Origin of the sequence: Flavobacterium pectinovorum, from assembly GCF_006438875.1 — a bacterium.
Taxonomy (GTDB): Bacteria; Bacteroidota; Bacteroidia; order Flavobacteriales; family Flavobacteriaceae; genus Flavobacterium; species Flavobacterium pectinovorum_A.
Genome location: NZ_RCZH01000002.1, coordinates 389,242 through 406,463 on the forward strand (window position 1 = coordinate 389,242; position 17,222 = coordinate 406,463).

The window sequence follows — 17,222 nt, forward strand, 5'->3', positions numbered from 1 at the left end:
TCCAGAAATTATTTCTTATTTTGGTATAAAACAGGATTCAATTCATCGTCATTGTACATTTTCATTTGTTTGTACACTTTCATGAATTTATCTCCATTTTCGATGTCTGTCAACAAGTCATCAATTGCCGTAGACAAATCGCTTCTTTGTTCTAAAAGGATATTTAGTTTTTCCTGACATTTGTCTCTGTGTTCTTGTGAAGCCTCTGCACGATTAGCTTCTTCATGCATATGATAAATTTTTAGAGCCAAAATAGACAATCTGTCAAATGCCCAAGCAGGACTTTCAGAGTTGATTTTTGCTCCATCTTTTACTTTTACATCACTGTATTTTTGCAAAAAATAACTATCGATATATTCCACCATATCAGTACGTTCCTGATTCGATGCGTCGATTCTTCTTTTTAGCGTTAAAGCTGCTACAGGATCAATTTGCGGATCACGAATAATATCTTCAAAATGCCATTGAACAGTGTCAATCCAGTTTTTTAAATATAATAAATGTTCGAATTTATCCTTTGGAAATGGATTGTTTATAGGTTGATCAACATTATCAAATTGATGATAATCTTTGATGCTTTGTTCGAAAACAGAATATGCTAATTTTGAAAACATGTCTTTATTTGTTAGAGTTACAAAGATACTTTTTATACTTTTATCGTGCGAATAAAACGATTTTTTTTTCGTTATCGTACTGTAACCATTGATAATTCTAAAATTTTATTATGAAAATCCATTATATATCTAGGAATAATAGCGTGTTGAATCATTTTTTGGGACAAATTAGAAATGTAAATGTTCAGAACGACAGCATGCGTTTTAGAAGAAATATAGAGCGAATTGGCGAAATTATGGCGTATGAATTAAGCAAGGATTTATCTTATAAAAATATCGAAATTCAGACTCCACTTGGCATTAAAAAAACAACCGAAATCGAGAGTGATTTGGTTTTATGTTCGATCTTAAGAGCCGGTTTACCTTTGCATAATGGCTTTCTAAATTATTTTGATCATGCCGAAAATAGCTTTGTTTCGGCTTGTAGGTATCATCCAAATAACGACGATGCTTTTGAGATTTTAGTGGAATATCAGGCGCTTTCAAATATAAATGATAAAACTGTTTTGCTTCTTGATCCAATGTTAGCAACAGGGCAATCGATAGTAGCGGTTCATGAAAAATTAGTTCAGAACGCTACTCCAAAAGAAATTCATATTGTAGTTGTTATTGCTGCTCCTGAAGGAATTGCTTTTCTTGAAAAAAGTCTTCCTGAAAACTGTCATTTATGGGTTGCGTCTTTAGACGAAAAATTAAATGAGAAAAACTATATTGTTCCGGGACTTGGTGACGCTGGTGATCTTGCTTATGGAAGTAAACTATAGTTGAGAAAAATAAGTAAATAAACTGCAGCAAATTAACACATAAAAAACAATTTCGTTATTGAGTTTTTGCTGCATATATTCGATATGACCTGCCGCCATAATCGTTAAAGGCGCAATACTAAACAGTAATAAATCATTGCTTTTATTAGGAGAAATGATATAAACTGCCACTGCAATAAAAAAACATGCAACCACTTTTTTATACGAAGTATGTACAATTTGAGGTCTGTTTGATAAGGTAGTTATCATTGAAACTACAAAAAATAACGATACCGCAGCATAGATTGAGAGCGCTCCGTTTTCATAATTATTCTTGAAATAATCAATACTAAAATCAATTACTGCTCTTTTTTCAAAAAATTCAATGGCATTGATATGAAAGATTAATGACACCATTAAAAAAACAATCGAAACAGCTAAAAGTGCGATAAATGGTAAAACCCAGTTTCTATAATCTCGTGAAACGTGAAAAATAATTGATATAAATACCAATATAATAAAGAGAACACACCAAAATTGAAATAAAGACGCTACAAAAATCCAAAAAGAAGCGTCAAATATTTTTTCTTTAGAAGCTTTTAAGGATTGTAAAGAAACCAATCGTCGCAGCGCCAATAAAAGAAAAAAGTTGGCATATACTACATTCGGATTATTAAATATCGTGGGGAAAAACAATATAAACAATAAATAGAAAAGTATTGCGTAACCATTGTCTTTACTGAGTCCATTCTTTTTTACAATGAAATTAATCATGAAAAAAGAGGCCAATATAAAGCATAATAAACTCACTTTTTGAAATCCCAAAAAGTAAGCATTAATCCAGGAAGGTTCTTGGATTTGAAACAGAAAAAAGAAAACCAGTATTAAAATTACGACCAATGAATAATTTAATGGCGTAGATTTTTTAAAAACACTTGTTATCATAAGGATATTTTATACTTTTGTGATTGTAAATATAATACTTGTTTAAAAGGAAAAACCAACAAGTTGAAAAAAGATTCTATTAATTGAATTTTAACTTCAATGCGTTACAAAACAATAAATAACATATAATTTTATAAATTATGACAGCTTTTTTTGAAGGAATACAGTACTTATTCGTTAACATTTTATTTGCTCCTCTTGACTTTTTACGTCATTTAGAACCAATTACCTGGTTTGGTGCAAACACAATTAACTGGATTTTTATGATCATCTGCGCAAGCGCAATTGTTTATTGGATTAAACAATTACGCCTTTTTGATGACGCTGGAACAGAAAACCAAGATACTACTGCTCACTCTTTTTTAAAGTAAGTCGAAGCCGATATCTTTTCTAAAATACATCTTATCAAAATTTAGTTTATCTATATTTTGGTAAGATTTTTTTATGGCCTGTTGAAAATCATCTCCATAAGAGGTTACAGTCAATACGCGTCCTCCATTACTAACGACATTTTCGTTATCTAATTTTGTTCCGGCGTGAAAAACGATAGAATCTGTAATATTTTCTAATCCTGTAATTACTTTTCCTTTTTCAAAATCTTCAGGATATCCTCCGGAAACTACCATAATTGTAGTCGCACTTCTTGGATCAACTTCTAATTCGAAAGTATCTAATTTTTGATCTGCAACTGATTGAAATAATGCAACCAAATCAGATTTTAATCTTGGCACTACAACTTCAGTTTCAGGATCTCCCATTCTCACATTGTATTCAATAACAATTGGTTCATTCTTTACATTGATTAAACCAATAAATACAAATCCTTTATATTCGATTCCATCTTTCTGGAAACCTTCGATTGTTGGTTTTACGATACGAGTTTCAATTTTTTCCATCAAAACAGCATCAACGTAAGGAACTGGAGAAACCGCTCCCATTCCGCCTGTATTTAATCCTGTATCGCCTTCGCCAATACGTTTGTAATCTTTTGCTGTTGGAAGAATTTTATAGCTTTTTCCGTCTGTCAAAACGAAACAACTTAATTCGATTCCGTCCAGGAATTCTTCAATAACCACTTTAGAACTTGCTGCACCAAATTTTTCATGAACCAGCATGTTTCTTAGTTCGGTTTTAGCTTCTTCAAGATCCTGAATAATCAAAACTCCTTTTCCGGCAGCTAATCCATCTGCTTTTAAAACATACGGAGGTTGTAGCGTTTCTAAGAATGCACATCCGTTTTCAACTGTTTCGGCAGTAAAACTGTCATAAGCTGCAGTCGGAATGTTGTGTTTCATTAAGAATTCTTTTGCAAATTCTTTACTTCCTTCTAATTGAGCACCTAATTTTGATGGCCCAATAACCGGAATATGCTGTAAACTTTCGTCGTTTTTAAAATAATCGTAAATCCCTTTTACCAAAGGATCTTCTGGTCCTACAACAACCATTTTTACGTTTTCCTGCAGTACAAATGTTTTAATAGCATCAAAATCGGTTGGAGACATTGCAACGTTTGTAGCAATAGCAGCTGTTCCTGCATTTCCCGGTGCAACAAAAAGTTTTTCGCAAAGCGGACTCTGAATCATTTTCCAAGCAAAAGCATGCTCTCTTCCTCCTGATCCCAATAGTAAAATTGTCATGGTATAGTTGTATTTAGTTGTGGTGCAAAAATAATTGCTTTTGTACGTAAAAAATAATTAAATCTTAAAAAGTTCGTGATTCTTCTCTGTTAGTAATCCTTAAATATTATTTTTGGTAAAAATTCGACCTCAAATGATTCCTCTTTTCGACATTTCGCTACAATTAAATGGTTTTCCGATAAAGAAGGCTAAAGCTGAACTGAATGAAATTGTGAATTTATCTAAAGAAGATTATGATGTTTTCCTTCGAAATAAAAAAGAAGAAATTGTCAATTTTCATTTAGAAAATAATTCTTTTTATCAGGAATTAGTTGCAAACACAAATGATTGGAAATGGGAAAACCTACCCGTTCTAAACAAACAAAATTTGCAGAAACCGCTTGAAGAAAGACTTTCTAAAGGTTATACTTTAAAAAATGTTTACCTCAACAAAACTTCCGGATCGAGCGGAACACCTTTTGTTTTTGCCAAAGACAAATATTCTCATGCTCTAACGTGGGCATCCAATATTATGCGTTTTGGTTGGTTCGACATCGATTTTAATCATTCATATCAAGCCCGTTTTTATGGTATCCCGATGGATTTTGTTGGATATCATAAAGAACGTTTCAAAGACTTTTTGAGTCAACGTTTTCGATTTCCGGTTTTTGATTTGTCCGATGAAGTTTTGGAGAAATTTCTACGAAAGTTCAAAACGAAAAAATTCGATTATATAAACGGATATACTAGTTCGATTGTTTTATTTGCTAAGTATCTAGAAAAAAGAAACATTCTATTAAAAGAAATTTGTCCAACTTTAAAAGCTTGTTTCGTTACATCTGAAATGCTTTTTGAATCAGATAAAAACCTTTTAGAAAAGCAATTCGGTATTCCAATAATCAATGAATATGGCGCTTCAGAACTTGATTTGATTGCTTTTGAAAACACAAAAGGCGAATGGCAAATTAACGCCGAAACTCTTTTTGTCGAAATCCTGGATGAAAATAATAATATTCTCCCTTACGGGAAAGAAGGTCGAATTGTGATTACTTCTTTATTCAATAAAGCAAACCCTTTTATACGATATGAGATTGGTGATATCGGAATTTTAGATGAAAAAAGTACTTCTCAAAAACCGATCTTAAAAAAACTTATTGGCAGAACAAATGATGTTGCCTTTTTACCAAGCGGGAAAAAGTCGCCCGGTTTGACCTTTTACTATGTCACCAAAAGCATTATTGAAGATGATGGCAATGTCAAAGAATTTATTATCAAGCAAATAAAACCAGATACTTTTGAAATTGAATATATTAGTGAAATACAATTAAATACTAAACAAATTCAAAAGATTGAAGAAGCAATTGCACTTTATCTTGAACCTAATTTAACCTTCACTTTTACCCGAAAAACAGTTTTAGAAAGAACCAATCGAGGCAAATTAAAACAGTTTAAATCATATTTATAATATAAATAAAATCTTACATTTGTTTTTTATTTAAAAACTTATGGCCGATCAATCTTTACTTTCTGAAGAAACAATTTCTAACAAAATATACTTTATCCGTGGTCAAAAAGTGATGCTTGATAGCGATTTGGCTTCACTTTATGAAGTTGAAACTAAAAGATTAAATGAACAGGTAAAAAGAAATTTATCCAGATTTCCATCAGATTTTATGTTTCAACTAACTGAAATTGAGCACCATTCTTCAAGGTCGCAAATTGCGACCTTGAAGAATGGGAGAGGATCGAACTTAAAATATTTACCTTTTGCGTTTACTGAACATGGCATTCTCATGTTATCAAGCGTTCTAAAAAGCGACAAAGCAATCCAGACCAATATTCAAATTATGCGCATTTTCACAAAAGTGAGACAAATGCTTTTGGACACAACAGAAATTAAAGTTGATATTCTTCAGATTCAGAAGAAGTTAGAAAATCATGATAAAAATATTGAATTGGTTTTTTCTTATTTAGATGAACTAACTGAGAAAAAGGAAGACGAAAGCGAAAGAGTTAAAATTGGATATAAAAAATAATAAATTCTTCAAGGTCACAATTTGTGTCCTTAAAGAATTCGAATTCTAAACTTGAAGTCGCAAATTGCGACATCAAGTTTCAAGAAGATGTTTTATTAGAACCTAATATCATAATTTGAAAATTGGAGGTCACAAATTGTGATCTCCAATTCTGAACGAAATTCTTTAAGGTCACAAATTGCGACCTTAAAGAATACTAAACTTTCCTTATATATTTTGGTTTAATAACCAACTGTGTAAATAAAAATCGAATCATCAGCAAAATAGAAAACACAAAATTAAAACCATGGAAATCTCTGTAAACTCCAAAATTGTGTTTTATCAATTTGAATTTAGAAGACGAAATAGAATTTTTTCTTATTCTATAAAATGCCAAAGGTTCAGGAACTGGCTTTGTAACTTGAATTTGTTTTAAAATAGTAAGCCACAATCGCCAATCTTGTCTTTTTTGAGTAGCTTCAATTACAATTTTTCCAAAATAATCAGCATCGTAAATAGCGGTTAAATTGCCTACATAATTACAAAAGAACAATTGATCGTATGTTAGATTTAATGGTGCTTCTACCCTTCTGTTCAAAGAATTTCCTTCTTCATCAATAGAATCATAAAAACTAAACGTAAAAGGTAATTTGTTGTCTTTTAAGAACTGGATTTGTTTTTCTAATTTCATTGGAAACCATAAATCATCAGCGTCTAAATAAGCTATGTATTTTCCAGTTGCTTTTTCTAAGGCTACATTTCGGGCGACACCGTTTCCGGAGTTTTTTGCTAATTGAAAGAGTTTTATCCTATTGTCTTTTTCGGCAAAATCGTTTATTATCTTAACTGTTTTATCCGTAGATGCGTCATCAACCAAAATCATTTCCCAGTTTTGATAGCTTTGATTTTGAACTGATTGTAAAGTCAACCCAATGAACTTTTCAGTATTATATGTTGGGATTATAATAGATACTAATTCACTCATTAGATTATAATGTCTTCGGGATTTACGCTTTTATTACTTTATGTAACTTGAAAAATCTTTATGTTCTTCTTTTGAAAGTTCTTCTTTTGAAAGTGATTTAAAATAATCGTAAGTAATTTTCATTCCTTCGGCACGATTTACTTTTGCTTCCCAACCCAATAATTCTTTTGCTTTTGTAGTGTCCGGTTGACGCTGTAAAGGATCGTTTATTGGTAATGGATGGTAAACTACTTTCTGATTCGTTCCAGTTAGTTTGATGATTTCTTCGGCAAAATCCTTAATTGTGATTTCGTCCGGATTTCCAATGTTTACCGGATATACATAATCTGAATGTAATAATCTAAAAATACCTTCGACCTGATCGTCTACATAACAAAAAGAACGGGTTTGCATTCCGTCTCCAAAAATCGTTAAATCTTCTCCACGTAAAGCCTGACCAATAAAAGCAGGAATTACACGACCATCGTTTAAACGCATTCTTGGCCCGTAGGTATTAAAAATACGAACGATTCTGGTTTCTACGCCGTGAAAGGTATGATAAGCCATTGTAATTGATTCCTGAAAACGTTTGGCTTCGTCATAAACACCACGCGGACCAATTGTATTTACGTTTCCGTAGTATTCTTCGGTTTGAGGATGAACTAACGGATCTCCGTAAACTTCCGAAGTTGAAGCAATCAAAATTCTGGCTTTTTTAACTCTTGCTAATCCTAATAAATTATGTGTTCCCAATGAACCAACTTTTAGAGTTTGTATCGGAATTTTTAAATAATCTATCGGACTTGCAGGTGATGCAAAATGTAGTATATAATCTAATTCACCAGGAACATGAACAAACTTTGTTATATCATGATGATAGAATTCGAAATTTTCTAATTTGAATAAATGTTCAATGTTTCTAAGATCTCCGGTAATCAGATTATCCATTCCAATAACAAAATAGCCTTCTTTAATAAAACGATCACACAAATGTGATCCTAAAAATCCTGCTGCTCCGGTAATAAGTATTCTTTTCATAATTGGTTTATTATTCGTCACAAATGTAATTGATTTGAAAATTATAAAAACTATTATAAAAACAAAACTGCCTAAAATTAGGCAGTTTTTAAGATATTTCAATTCATTTATTGTTTTATGAATTTAATTGATTCTTTTAAGTTATCTCCGCTAAGATTAATTATATAATTTCCGCTTGGTAGATTTGATAAACTTATTTCAATAGTTGATTTTTCTGTAATTGACTGGTACACTAATTGTCCCGTACTATCATATATATTACAATTAATTGGTTTATTATTTTCTTTACCTAAATATACCGTAAAAATACCTGTATTAGGATTTGGATAAAGTATTGTTTTTTCCTGTGTTTTATAATACATTTCATCTTCTCTTTCGCTTAAAAAATCATTTATAATATCTGATTCAACATTACTTTTCTTAGAAGTTAAAAGCGTATTGCAAAGACCATAATTATCAGAAATCTTTAATTTAACTTTTGAACCACTGGAAAGTTTTGTTCCAGGTTTTAAAATAATTCTTGTGTTAGCTACAAACTCTTTTTCTACATAATTAAATACTACCGGAAGAGATTCGCTTATGGTAATTTTTTGAGCCGAAGTAGTATAATTATCTGGTACGACATTTATCTTTTTATTATAAAAATCTGAATTATTAATAAATGTCTGATCATAACCTTCTCTAATTAAAATATCTGACATATTATAAATATGAATCCATGATCCTCCATATCCGTAAAATAATAAATTACCAAAAACTTCAAAGTCATCCGGTTGTCCATCAGAATTCGAACAGGTTATCTTTTTACTACCCTTTCTTTGCCAATTGGGTAAACTGGTTGTACCAAAATTTGAATTATAAAACAACCCAAGGGGTTGAGATTTTATATTATCTATAAATAAAAACTGATCATTGAACACTTGCAATTTAGTATCTGAATATATTCGGTCCGTAATATTTATTAATGCTTGTTTATTATAAACGTTTTGAAATGGAAAATTACTACCCCACCTGTCAGTAATTTTGTACGAATATAAATACAATACGTCATGGTTTGGTGCTCCTGTTGTATTCGCACTAGTCAATATATGAATATAATCCTTTGAAAGCTCAATATCATATGTAATTTCTGTAGTTGGCATTCCTACGGGTTGTATTGTACCCGTATGGGTCCACATATTATTATTATTTAATTCAAGTAAAACAAGACCGGTACCATTAGATTTTGAAACTAAGAGTTCTGGTGGGTCATAAGATCCTGTGAAAGTACTGGAGTTAAAATTTACAATAGTTTTTCTAAAATTGCCAGATTGTATATATTTTCCAAAACTTGGTAATCTAAACCCTGATATCGCAATATTTTGATGAAAAACATAGGTTCCATTGTCATTTTTATAATATACTCTAAATATATTATTGGTATTTTTATTATTTTCCAAAACAAATAAAAATCTGCCTATTGTATAAGTACTAGTTCCTACTTGACTTTCTGCCGTAATATTTTTAATAGTCTGAACTATATCCCATTTATCTTTTGATTCATTTAAGCGGCATATATTTACTTCATCATTTACAGCAGAACTAACTATAATTTCATTTCCATTAAGTAATAAACCAAAATCTGTATTTTGCTGAGTATTATTAAATCTCATATCTATCATTTGATGCAATGCAAATTTACAGCCTTCCCTTTTATAAATAACCAAAGAATTTTCGATAGGTATATTTGGTGGTGGAGTTCCTGCCGGATAATATGCTGTAGTATTAAATATCGTTACCAACCACTTATCATTTACCTCAAGCCTTTGACCAAATTTTACTGATGTTCCATATAATTGCGACAAATCCTGATAGACAGCTGGTTTTATTATTTTTTGTACCGGTAATGTAATATCTTCACTACATCCACCGCCGCCACCGCCGCTCATAGAAGTAGTTTTACAAGAAATAAGATCCATTATCATACCCTGATTATAGATTGATGGTCTGTAGTATGATAATATACTTTTCATTCTTTTCTTCTGGCCTAATGTAAATTTTGTTTGGCAATAATATCTTGAGGGAATCTGATAATCCATAATGTTTTGAACTACAGTTGTAGTTTGTCCGTTACACTTATACCCCAAACAATTTCCAGCTGCAATGTTTGTAGTTCCGTCACTTCGAACTAAATCTGTATCACAAATCATATCCCCTTCAAGATCACACGGAATATCACTTCTTTTTCTACAGCTTTCCAATATACTATCAGATTCATCAGCATCAAATCCTTCAAAAACATGAAAGAGCCCTAACCAATGTCCTGCTTCATGTACTAATGTACTCCCATTAGAATAATTAGGGTCATTAACATTTACTGTAACATTAATCCCTACTTGAAGATAATCCAAAACGATACCATCAACACTAAAATCTTCGTAAAATGGATAAGTGCCATAGCCCAAATAATTATCTTTTTTACATTCTATAATATTAGTTGTCCAGATATTCAAATAAAAACTACTAGGAAAGCCTGCTGAAACATTTTTCTTTAATTCTTTATCTACTTCAAAATTAAAAATACATTCTCCCTTCACTTCAATACCAATATCATACGATGCATTTCCAAAAAAACGATTAACACCTGTTGTTGCTTGTCCTACGGTGTTTTGTTTTGCCAAACAAAATCTAATTCTAGTGTCTACACCTCCATATTTTCCACTATAAAATTCATTCAAGATATTAATCTGTTCTTCAATTTTATTGATTGATAAATTTTTTCCTGTACCTACAGGTTCTCCACTATGAATCACATTAAAAACCACAGGAATTACAATTATTTCCTCTCCAATTATTTCATTTGTCGCTGACAATTTTTTTGTCACATTTGTTTCATTGTTTTTAAAACTGCTTATGACATTCTTAATTTTCTTCTCTAACTGCGGATCTTTATTTTTACTTTTTTGAAAATACTCGTCTGTTAAACACTGTTGTGGATAACATAAAGTACTTATAAAAAGAAAAATGATTATACTTATATATTTTTTCATACTCAATTTATTTTTTTTAGGCTAATAGTATATGACATTATATTATGTTTCGATTTTTTAGAAAAAGACAATGTGTCTGTAGTCAGCTACATCGAATAAAAATTAGAATCGGTTCCAATAATTAGTTTTGAACAATCATCTTCTATTTTAAAAGACTCTGTTTCACCGTCTACTACAAGTGTCCCGTCTTTGCTAAAAATCCATATTGTCGGTTTGATTTCCTCTTGTATCCCTCTTCTGTCTACTTGACTAAAACCATAGACTTCTCATTTGCCATAAATTTCTTTACAGTTTTATATACTATACGCTTGACTTTTTCTTCGTGCTGAATATTGAAATTCTGCACAACTATAGAAACAGATAGAAATCAGAAAAACTAACATTCGTTTAAAACCTTTCATAATTAATTTAATTTTTTAAACTTAAGAGTGAGGGGCTTTTCTAAAAAACTATTATATACACGCATAAGCAAAGTATCCTTTCTTATTTCCATAGAAGAATATCTTGATTTATTATCTATTAATAATTCTGAACAATTTTCCTCCAATGTATATGTAAATGTATTTTCATCAACTGTAAGTGTGCCATTGCTGTCAAATGTCCATATTTGATTCTTTTTTTTAGAATAAGTTTCTGAGTAAACATTACAAGCTTCCCATTTTCCATCAATTCCGTCACAATAAGTTCTTGGTTTTAATGCATATTGAACACCATAGGTTGTGCTTTCACTTTGTGCAGCATTTTGAAATTCGGCGCAATTTGAAAAACAGATTAAAATCAGAAATAGAAATATCAATGTAAAGTTTCTCATAATCAATCCATTTCTGTTGATTTCTTCTTATTCACTTTGGCTTCTAAAGCTTCAATTTTTTTATTTTGCTCAATAATATATAATGTTAGCTCTTCAATTTTTTGTAACAAAATATTACTCATTTCTCCTAATTGTAATCCTTTATCTTTAATTTCCTGAGCAGAAGGTACGTTAGGTAAATGGTTGTTTTCTTTAGTGAATTTTTCAATTTCTGCTAACGTCGGCATTACGTAGGAAGATTTTAAGGAAGATTTTCCTGTGTAATATTTTTCAAAAACGTAATCAGCAGGTATGGCAAGATCTACTATAACTTCTTCAGCATGGATTTTACCTTTTACAGTAAGTTTTTCGTCCGGGTTTGTTGATCCAATTCCAACATTTCCACCAATATCAATTTTTATTCTTGCTAACCCTTCTGTAAAAAAATTCATTCCAAAATAACCAGAGTGAGAAACTATTGGTTCTTTAGCTGGGTTATTAGAAATTGACATTCCATAATGTGCAATAGTGCCTGTCGCATTAGTAAAATTGTCTTTTGTGTCAAATCCAATTCTTTGATTTATCCCATTACTCGAAATATCACCAACTACCTCAAGTTTAGCGCTAGGATTATCTTGACCTATACCTATATTTCCACTTGCTGTTTTTGTTGCATTGGTAATTCCCCATTGTGTATAAATTTGTCCAAAACAATGTATTAGCAAATAATGCTACTGCAAAAAATAATTTTTTCATCTTTTTATAATTTAGATAGTTAATCTGCTAAATGTATATAAATAAGTATTAACTTACTTTTTAAATAACGTTAAATACATCTATGTAAGTATTTTAACACCAATAAGTCTGTTTACGGTCATTTATAACAAGACGATTCACTAATATTTACACAATTATGTTAAATATTGTTTTTAACAATATTCAAATTGAGCATCTTTATCATATTTTTACCTAAAAAATCGCCTGTTTTGAAAGTTGTACACATTATAGAGGCTCTTGGTGGAGGAGTTTATACTTATTTTAGAGATTTATCAACTTTTTTTGGAGATGATGAAATAAATAAAAACACTCAGACTACTATTATATACAGTGGAAATAGAAAAGAAATTGATCCTGAAAAAATAAAATCTGAGTTTTCAAAAGGAGTTGACCTGATTCAAATTAATATGGTTCGGGAATTTTCTCCTCTTCAAGACTTAAAATCGATTTATAAATTAACGAAAGAACTAAAAAGAATAAACCCGGATGTTATTCATCTTCATTCTTCAAAAGCCGGTGTTTTAGGACGATTTGCCTATTTTTTCTTATTCAAAAAAAAGAAACTCTTCTACACACCACACGGCTATTCGTTCCTTAGAACTGATATTTCAAATACTACTCGAAAATTATATTCGACGATTGAAAAACTTTTTCAACAATTATTTGGTAGTACAATTGTTGCTTGTGGAGATAGTGAATTTGAAATAGCAAAAGAAATTGGCAATTCAGAACTTGTTCGAAATGGTATTGATATTAATGCTGTCCATGAACATTTTTCACAACATGAAAACAAAAAATTAACCATAGGCATTATGGCTAGAATTACAGCTGCCAGAAACCCAAAATTATTTAATAAAATTGCTCTCAAATTTCCGGATTTTAATTTTGTATGGATTGGCGATGGCGATTTAAAATCATTAATTACAGCACCAAACATAAGAATTACGGGTTGGATTCTAGATCGAAAAATGGTTTTGCAAGAATTAAATGGTATTGATATTTATATGCAAATATCGCTTTGGGAAGGTTTGCCAATTGCTGTTCTAGAAGCAATGACATTGCAAAAACCTGTAATTGCGACCAACATTATTGGCAATAAAGACGCAGTTTTACACAATAAAACCGGTTTCCTTTTTGATGACATTAGCGAATTAAATCACTATTTTGAAATTTTAAAAGATCCGGCTACAAGGGCTGTTTTTGGAGAAAACGCTTTTATGAGATGTCAGGACTTATTTGACAAAGACAAAAACTTCAAAGAATTATTAGCTATTTACAACCAATAATTTTTGTTGTAACCAATAACTTCCGAAAACGGAAAACCAAAACCCGCTAAAAGCAATTCCGTCAAAGCGCAGTAAAAAATCATCTATTAAATTTGAAGTGAAAAAGATCAGAAAAAACGAAAGTATAATGGCATTTTTTAAATCATAACCTAAATATCCAATCATAAAAATATAAAGAACTACCACCAAAGGTCCTAGAATTCCGAATTTTAATAAAAAATCAAGAAACTGATTGTGTGTTGGAAATTCATATTTAGCTAAAAATTTCTGATTGGTAGCTTTATAATATTTATTCAACTCCGGTTTCCCATCAGAAGCTCCAACTCCAAAAGGAAGATTTTTTAAAGACAATTCCCAAGCCGATTTCCAGATTGAAACTCGTGTTACTAATGAATTGAAAACCTTAGCTTCAGGATGATCAATCTCGTCTAATTTTCCCACTTTATCCATATAAGCAAAACTTACGGTTGAATATTTTTCTTTCATGTAAGGATCTTTCTGAACAAATAAATATAAAATTCCACCTAATAAAACCACAATTGTAATTGCTGCCAAAACAATCTTTTTTAGATTGAACTTTGATCTGATTTCAAAAAAGAAAACCAATAAAAATCCAATCAAAACATTGATCAACGCCATTCTGGTATTTACAAAAAGAACAAAGAAAAACGAGAGTAAAAAAATAATACCATAAAAGATTTTAAATTTTACTTTTTCCTGATTATGGAAACTTTCAAAAACAAAATACAAAGCACAAACGGAAACAAAAGCCAAATGCATATTCAGCGCCGGTGCATGAATACCAATACTCATTGCAAATTGATATCCCATTTCCCAAAGATGAATTCCGTTTAGATATTTGTTCATCAACTCAGGATAAATAACATTAAATCTTATGAAGAAAAACAACACAATCAAAGTTGTTAGAATAACATAAGTCTTAACTAATTTTAGAAAATTAACACGCTGATAATTGCCAATAATAAACAATGGAAAAATTATTAAAGAAGTGCTTTTCTCAATCGCTTTCAAACCTTTTGCAAAAGAATCATTGTTCCAAAAAAGTAATAATTCTAACAAAACAGGCGAACCAATACATGCCATCAACAACAATGATGTTTTGGTATATTTTAATTTTTTGAAAAAAATCAAATTAAAAACGGCAAACAAAATGATTAATAGTGAACAGGGTTTCCTGAAAATCATGGCAGTTGCAATCAAACACAAAAAAACATGAAAGGTTTTATTGAAGTTCTTTTCGGAAATTTTCATAATACAATGCAAAATAAATTAATGGAAAAATGCCTATTTTATGCCTGATTGCCGATCCTAAATCTGGTTCAAAAACGCCTTGGATAATAAAAAAAGAAAAAATTACAAGCAAGATGAAAAGTTCATATTCATACTTTTTTCTTTCTTTTAAACATTTAGAAAAACGAACTAATAATATATAAGACAGAAAAAGCTGCCAAATCACAAATACTATAATTTGCGGAGAAAGTATATGTTTTAATCCATTTATTGGAAGATTTACCGTAAAAAAGCCGTAAAAAATACTGATAATTTCTCCATACCAGGTATCTGCTTTTACTGGTGGAATAATAATTGAATTTGCATCTGCAGATCCAATTCGGGCATTATTAACAACTTCTCTACTCATTTCAGAAAAATACTCTCCTTTTAGAATTCCATAACTCAGAGATAGAAAAAAAGCTATCAATAAACCATAAAAAATTGTCGATGCAGTTTTATTCTTAAAATTTATTAAACTAACAAAATACATTCCTCCAACAATTATGGGAATCAAAGCAAAATAAGGACGATACAAAGCTCCAAAAACAATAAACAGTACAACAGATATTATTACCACTTTTTTGAATGAAAATAGCTTATTGCTGCACATAAAAACGATTGGTGTAACGTACAAATAAGTTATAAATTCTTTTGATGGCATTGCTATATATATAGCTACCATAAAAACACCTAAATACACTAAAATATTCTTGATATTAATTTTTTCGAATTTATCCGGAATTCCTATTTTATATAAAATATACATTAAAATCGGAAATTGAAAAAGAGCAACAATTGGAAAAGCTAAATAACGCAAACCTGTTATTTTATAAAATAAAATCGTTAAAGGATAACTTCCTATATATCCTATTTCATTGTATTTATCGTATGCAATAACAGCAGCATCGTAAAAAAATTTTGGTGGTAAAACAAAAGAAGACAACAATGCAACAAATAGATTTGCAATTGCAATGACCAAAAATGCGACGGTATTTTTTTTTATTAAAAATCGCATGGTTATAGGAGTGTTTTATAAAACTTTATATATTTTTCAGCCATTACTTCAACATCAAATTGTTTCGCTTTGAGTTTACCAGTTTTTATTACATTAATACAAAAATCTTCATTTTGAATCAGTTCATTAATGATAAAAGCCAAGTCTTGTTGGTTCCCTTTTTCAAATAAAACACCCGCTCCTTTTACCAAACCGGATAATCCTACAACGTCTGAAGCAATAAAAGGTATACCTGAAGCCATACTTTCTATTGCAACTAAACCAAAGCCTTCTCCATTTGAACTTAAAATTGAAATGTCAGCCGTTTTTAAAAGTCTGGCGATATCAATTCGATTTCCTAAAAATAATATTCTATTTTCTAATTCTAGTTCTTGAACCAATTTTTCGCATTTTCCTCTCAGATTACCATCTCCTACAAAAATTAATTTGATATTAATAGGTAATAGTTGCATTGCTCTAACGACCGTTTCGGGATCTTTATGAATACTAAATCTTGCAACGTGAATTAATAAAATATCCTCTTCATTTAATAATTCTGAAATTTCATTTTTTAAATAAGGTTCAGCATTATCAATTATTTTTAAATTTATTCCGTTTTCTATAACTTTAAATTTATTCTTAGGCAATTTTGTATGCCTTTGTATAATTTTATAAACATCATCTGTTATACAAATTATTGCATCATAAAATCGATACATTAACTGATCTATCTTACTGAAAAAATAATTTTCAATACGCGGGTTTGAAGAACTGTGCTCGGTAACAAGAATTTTTATTTTAGAAAAAGAAATAATTTTTGCTAATACAATCCAATATTGAGACGGAAATAAATGAACATGAGCTATATCATATTTTTTTAAAAATGGAATTATTTTAAAAATATGAATTGGATTGTACACTGAATAAGAACCCAAAGAATAAATTTTACAGCAATTCTGGGCTTTTAAAACTTTCAAAAAAGAAGATTCTGTTCCATTTAGCAATAAAAGATCAACATGAAGTCCTTTTGCATTGTAGATAGGAATTGTCTCCAATAGCAATTTTTCAGCACCTCCTGAATCGAATCTATTTATAATTTGCAGTACTTTCATAATAGT

The 17,222-nt window shown here is 30.3% G+C and carries 16 protein-coding genes; 5 read left to right on the forward strand and 11 right to left on the reverse strand.

The features are described from left to right. Positions 1 to 8: 8 nt before the first annotated feature. On the reverse strand, positions 9 to 614 hold the full coding sequence (locus EAH81_RS04040) for a DUF4254 domain-containing protein (protein WP_140504009.1): 606 nt from the start codon (positions 612 to 614) through the stop codon (positions 9 to 11). 110 nt (positions 615 to 724) lie between these two features. Here EAH81_RS04040 and upp point away from each other — a divergent pair, with 110 nt between their 5' ends. Then, positions 725 to 1,378 carry a uracil phosphoribosyltransferase gene (upp, locus tag EAH81_RS04045; protein ID WP_140504011.1) on the forward strand — a complete coding sequence of 218 codons (654 nt, stop codon included), beginning with the start codon at positions 725 to 727 and terminating at the stop codon, positions 1,376 to 1,378. Here the strand turns inward: upp and EAH81_RS04050 are convergent. After that, the gene (locus EAH81_RS04050; protein ID WP_140504013.1) at positions 1,373 to 2,302 is read right to left on the reverse strand and encodes a DUF6427 family protein; all 930 of its coding nucleotides are present in this window, start codon (positions 2,300 to 2,302) and stop codon (positions 1,373 to 1,375) included. The two genes, upp and EAH81_RS04050, sit on opposite strands and share 6 nt — an antisense overlap. Positions 2,303 to 2,442: 140 nt before the next feature. Between EAH81_RS04050 and EAH81_RS04055 the strand changes: the two genes are divergently transcribed. After that, on the forward strand, positions 2,443 to 2,673 hold the full coding sequence (locus tag EAH81_RS04055; RefSeq protein WP_140504015.1) for a DUF6341 family protein: 231 nt from the start codon (positions 2,443 to 2,445) through the stop codon (positions 2,671 to 2,673). Here the strand turns inward: EAH81_RS04055 and purD are convergent. Next, the gene (purD, locus tag EAH81_RS04060) at positions 2,665 to 3,939 is read right to left on the reverse strand and encodes a phosphoribosylamine--glycine ligase (protein WP_140504017.1); all 1,275 of its coding nucleotides are present in this window, start codon (positions 3,937 to 3,939) and stop codon (positions 2,665 to 2,667) included. The genes EAH81_RS04055 and purD overlap by 9 nt on opposite strands. Positions 3,940 to 4,072: 133 nt before the next feature. Between purD and EAH81_RS04065 the strand changes: the two genes are divergently transcribed. Further along, the gene (locus tag EAH81_RS04065) at positions 4,073 to 5,383 is read left to right on the forward strand and encodes a phenylacetate--CoA ligase family protein (RefSeq protein WP_140504019.1); all 1,311 of its coding nucleotides are present in this window, start codon (positions 4,073 to 4,075) and stop codon (positions 5,381 to 5,383) included. 40 nt (positions 5,384 to 5,423) lie between these two features. Further along, the gene (locus EAH81_RS04070) at positions 5,424 to 5,954 is read left to right on the forward strand and encodes an ORF6N domain-containing protein (protein ID WP_140504021.1); all 531 of its coding nucleotides are present in this window, start codon (positions 5,424 to 5,426) and stop codon (positions 5,952 to 5,954) included. Positions 5,955 to 6,150: 196 nt separating this feature from the next. Here EAH81_RS04070 and EAH81_RS04075 read toward each other — a convergent pair whose 3' ends face one another. The 5 genes from EAH81_RS04075 to EAH81_RS04095 all read right to left on the reverse strand — a co-directional run bounded on the left by EAH81_RS04075 (position 6,151) and on the right by EAH81_RS04095 (position 12,479). Then, the gene (locus tag EAH81_RS04075; RefSeq protein WP_140504024.1) at positions 6,151 to 6,918 is read right to left on the reverse strand and encodes a glycosyltransferase family 2 protein; all 768 of its coding nucleotides are present in this window, start codon (positions 6,916 to 6,918) and stop codon (positions 6,151 to 6,153) included. A gap of 33 nt (positions 6,919 to 6,951) precedes the next feature. Continuing rightward, positions 6,952 to 7,935: a UDP-glucuronic acid decarboxylase family protein gene (locus EAH81_RS04080; protein WP_089354144.1), complete on the reverse strand. Its 984-nt coding sequence runs from the start codon at positions 7,933 to 7,935 to the stop codon at positions 6,952 to 6,954. Positions 7,936 to 8,042: 107 nt separating this feature from the next. Then, complete coding sequence (locus EAH81_RS04085) at positions 8,043 to 10,964, reverse strand: zinc-dependent metalloprotease (protein WP_140504026.1); 2,922 nt, start codon at positions 10,962 to 10,964, stop codon at positions 8,043 to 8,045. 403 nt (positions 10,965 to 11,367) lie between these two features. Then, on the reverse strand, positions 11,368 to 11,775 hold the full coding sequence (locus EAH81_RS04090) for a hypothetical protein (protein WP_140504029.1): 408 nt from the start codon (positions 11,773 to 11,775) through the stop codon (positions 11,368 to 11,370). A gap of 2 nt (positions 11,776 to 11,777) precedes the next feature. After that, entirely contained in the window at positions 11,778 to 12,479 is a 702-nt protein-coding gene (locus tag EAH81_RS04095; protein WP_140504032.1) for a hypothetical protein, read from the reverse strand. Positions 12,480 to 12,740: 261 nt separating this feature from the next. Here EAH81_RS04095 and EAH81_RS04100 point away from each other — a divergent pair, with 261 nt between their 5' ends. Further along, positions 12,741 to 13,817 (forward strand): glycosyltransferase, encoded by a 1,077-nt coding sequence (locus EAH81_RS04100; RefSeq protein WP_140504034.1) that lies wholly within the window; start codon positions 12,741 to 12,743, stop codon positions 13,815 to 13,817. Here the strand turns inward: EAH81_RS04100 and EAH81_RS04105 are convergent. The 3 genes from EAH81_RS04105 to EAH81_RS04115 are packed head-to-tail and all read right to left on the reverse strand — an operon-like array spanning position 13,797 to position 17,216. Further along, positions 13,797 to 15,089, reverse strand: coding sequence for an O-antigen ligase family protein (locus EAH81_RS04105; RefSeq protein ID WP_140504037.1), 1,293 nt, complete (start codon positions 15,087 to 15,089; stop codon positions 13,797 to 13,799). The two genes, EAH81_RS04100 and EAH81_RS04105, sit on opposite strands and share 21 nt — an antisense overlap. After that, positions 15,061 to 16,125, reverse strand: coding sequence for a hypothetical protein (locus EAH81_RS04110; protein WP_140504039.1), 1,065 nt, complete (start codon positions 16,123 to 16,125; stop codon positions 15,061 to 15,063). Before EAH81_RS04110 ends, EAH81_RS04105 begins: the two co-directional genes overlap by 29 nt. A gap of 2 nt (positions 16,126 to 16,127) precedes the next feature. Continuing rightward, positions 16,128 to 17,216, reverse strand: a complete 1,089-nt coding sequence (locus tag EAH81_RS04115; protein ID WP_140504041.1) for a glycosyltransferase — start codon at positions 17,214 to 17,216, stop codon at positions 16,128 to 16,130. Between the last annotated feature and the right edge of the window lie 6 nt (positions 17,217 to 17,222).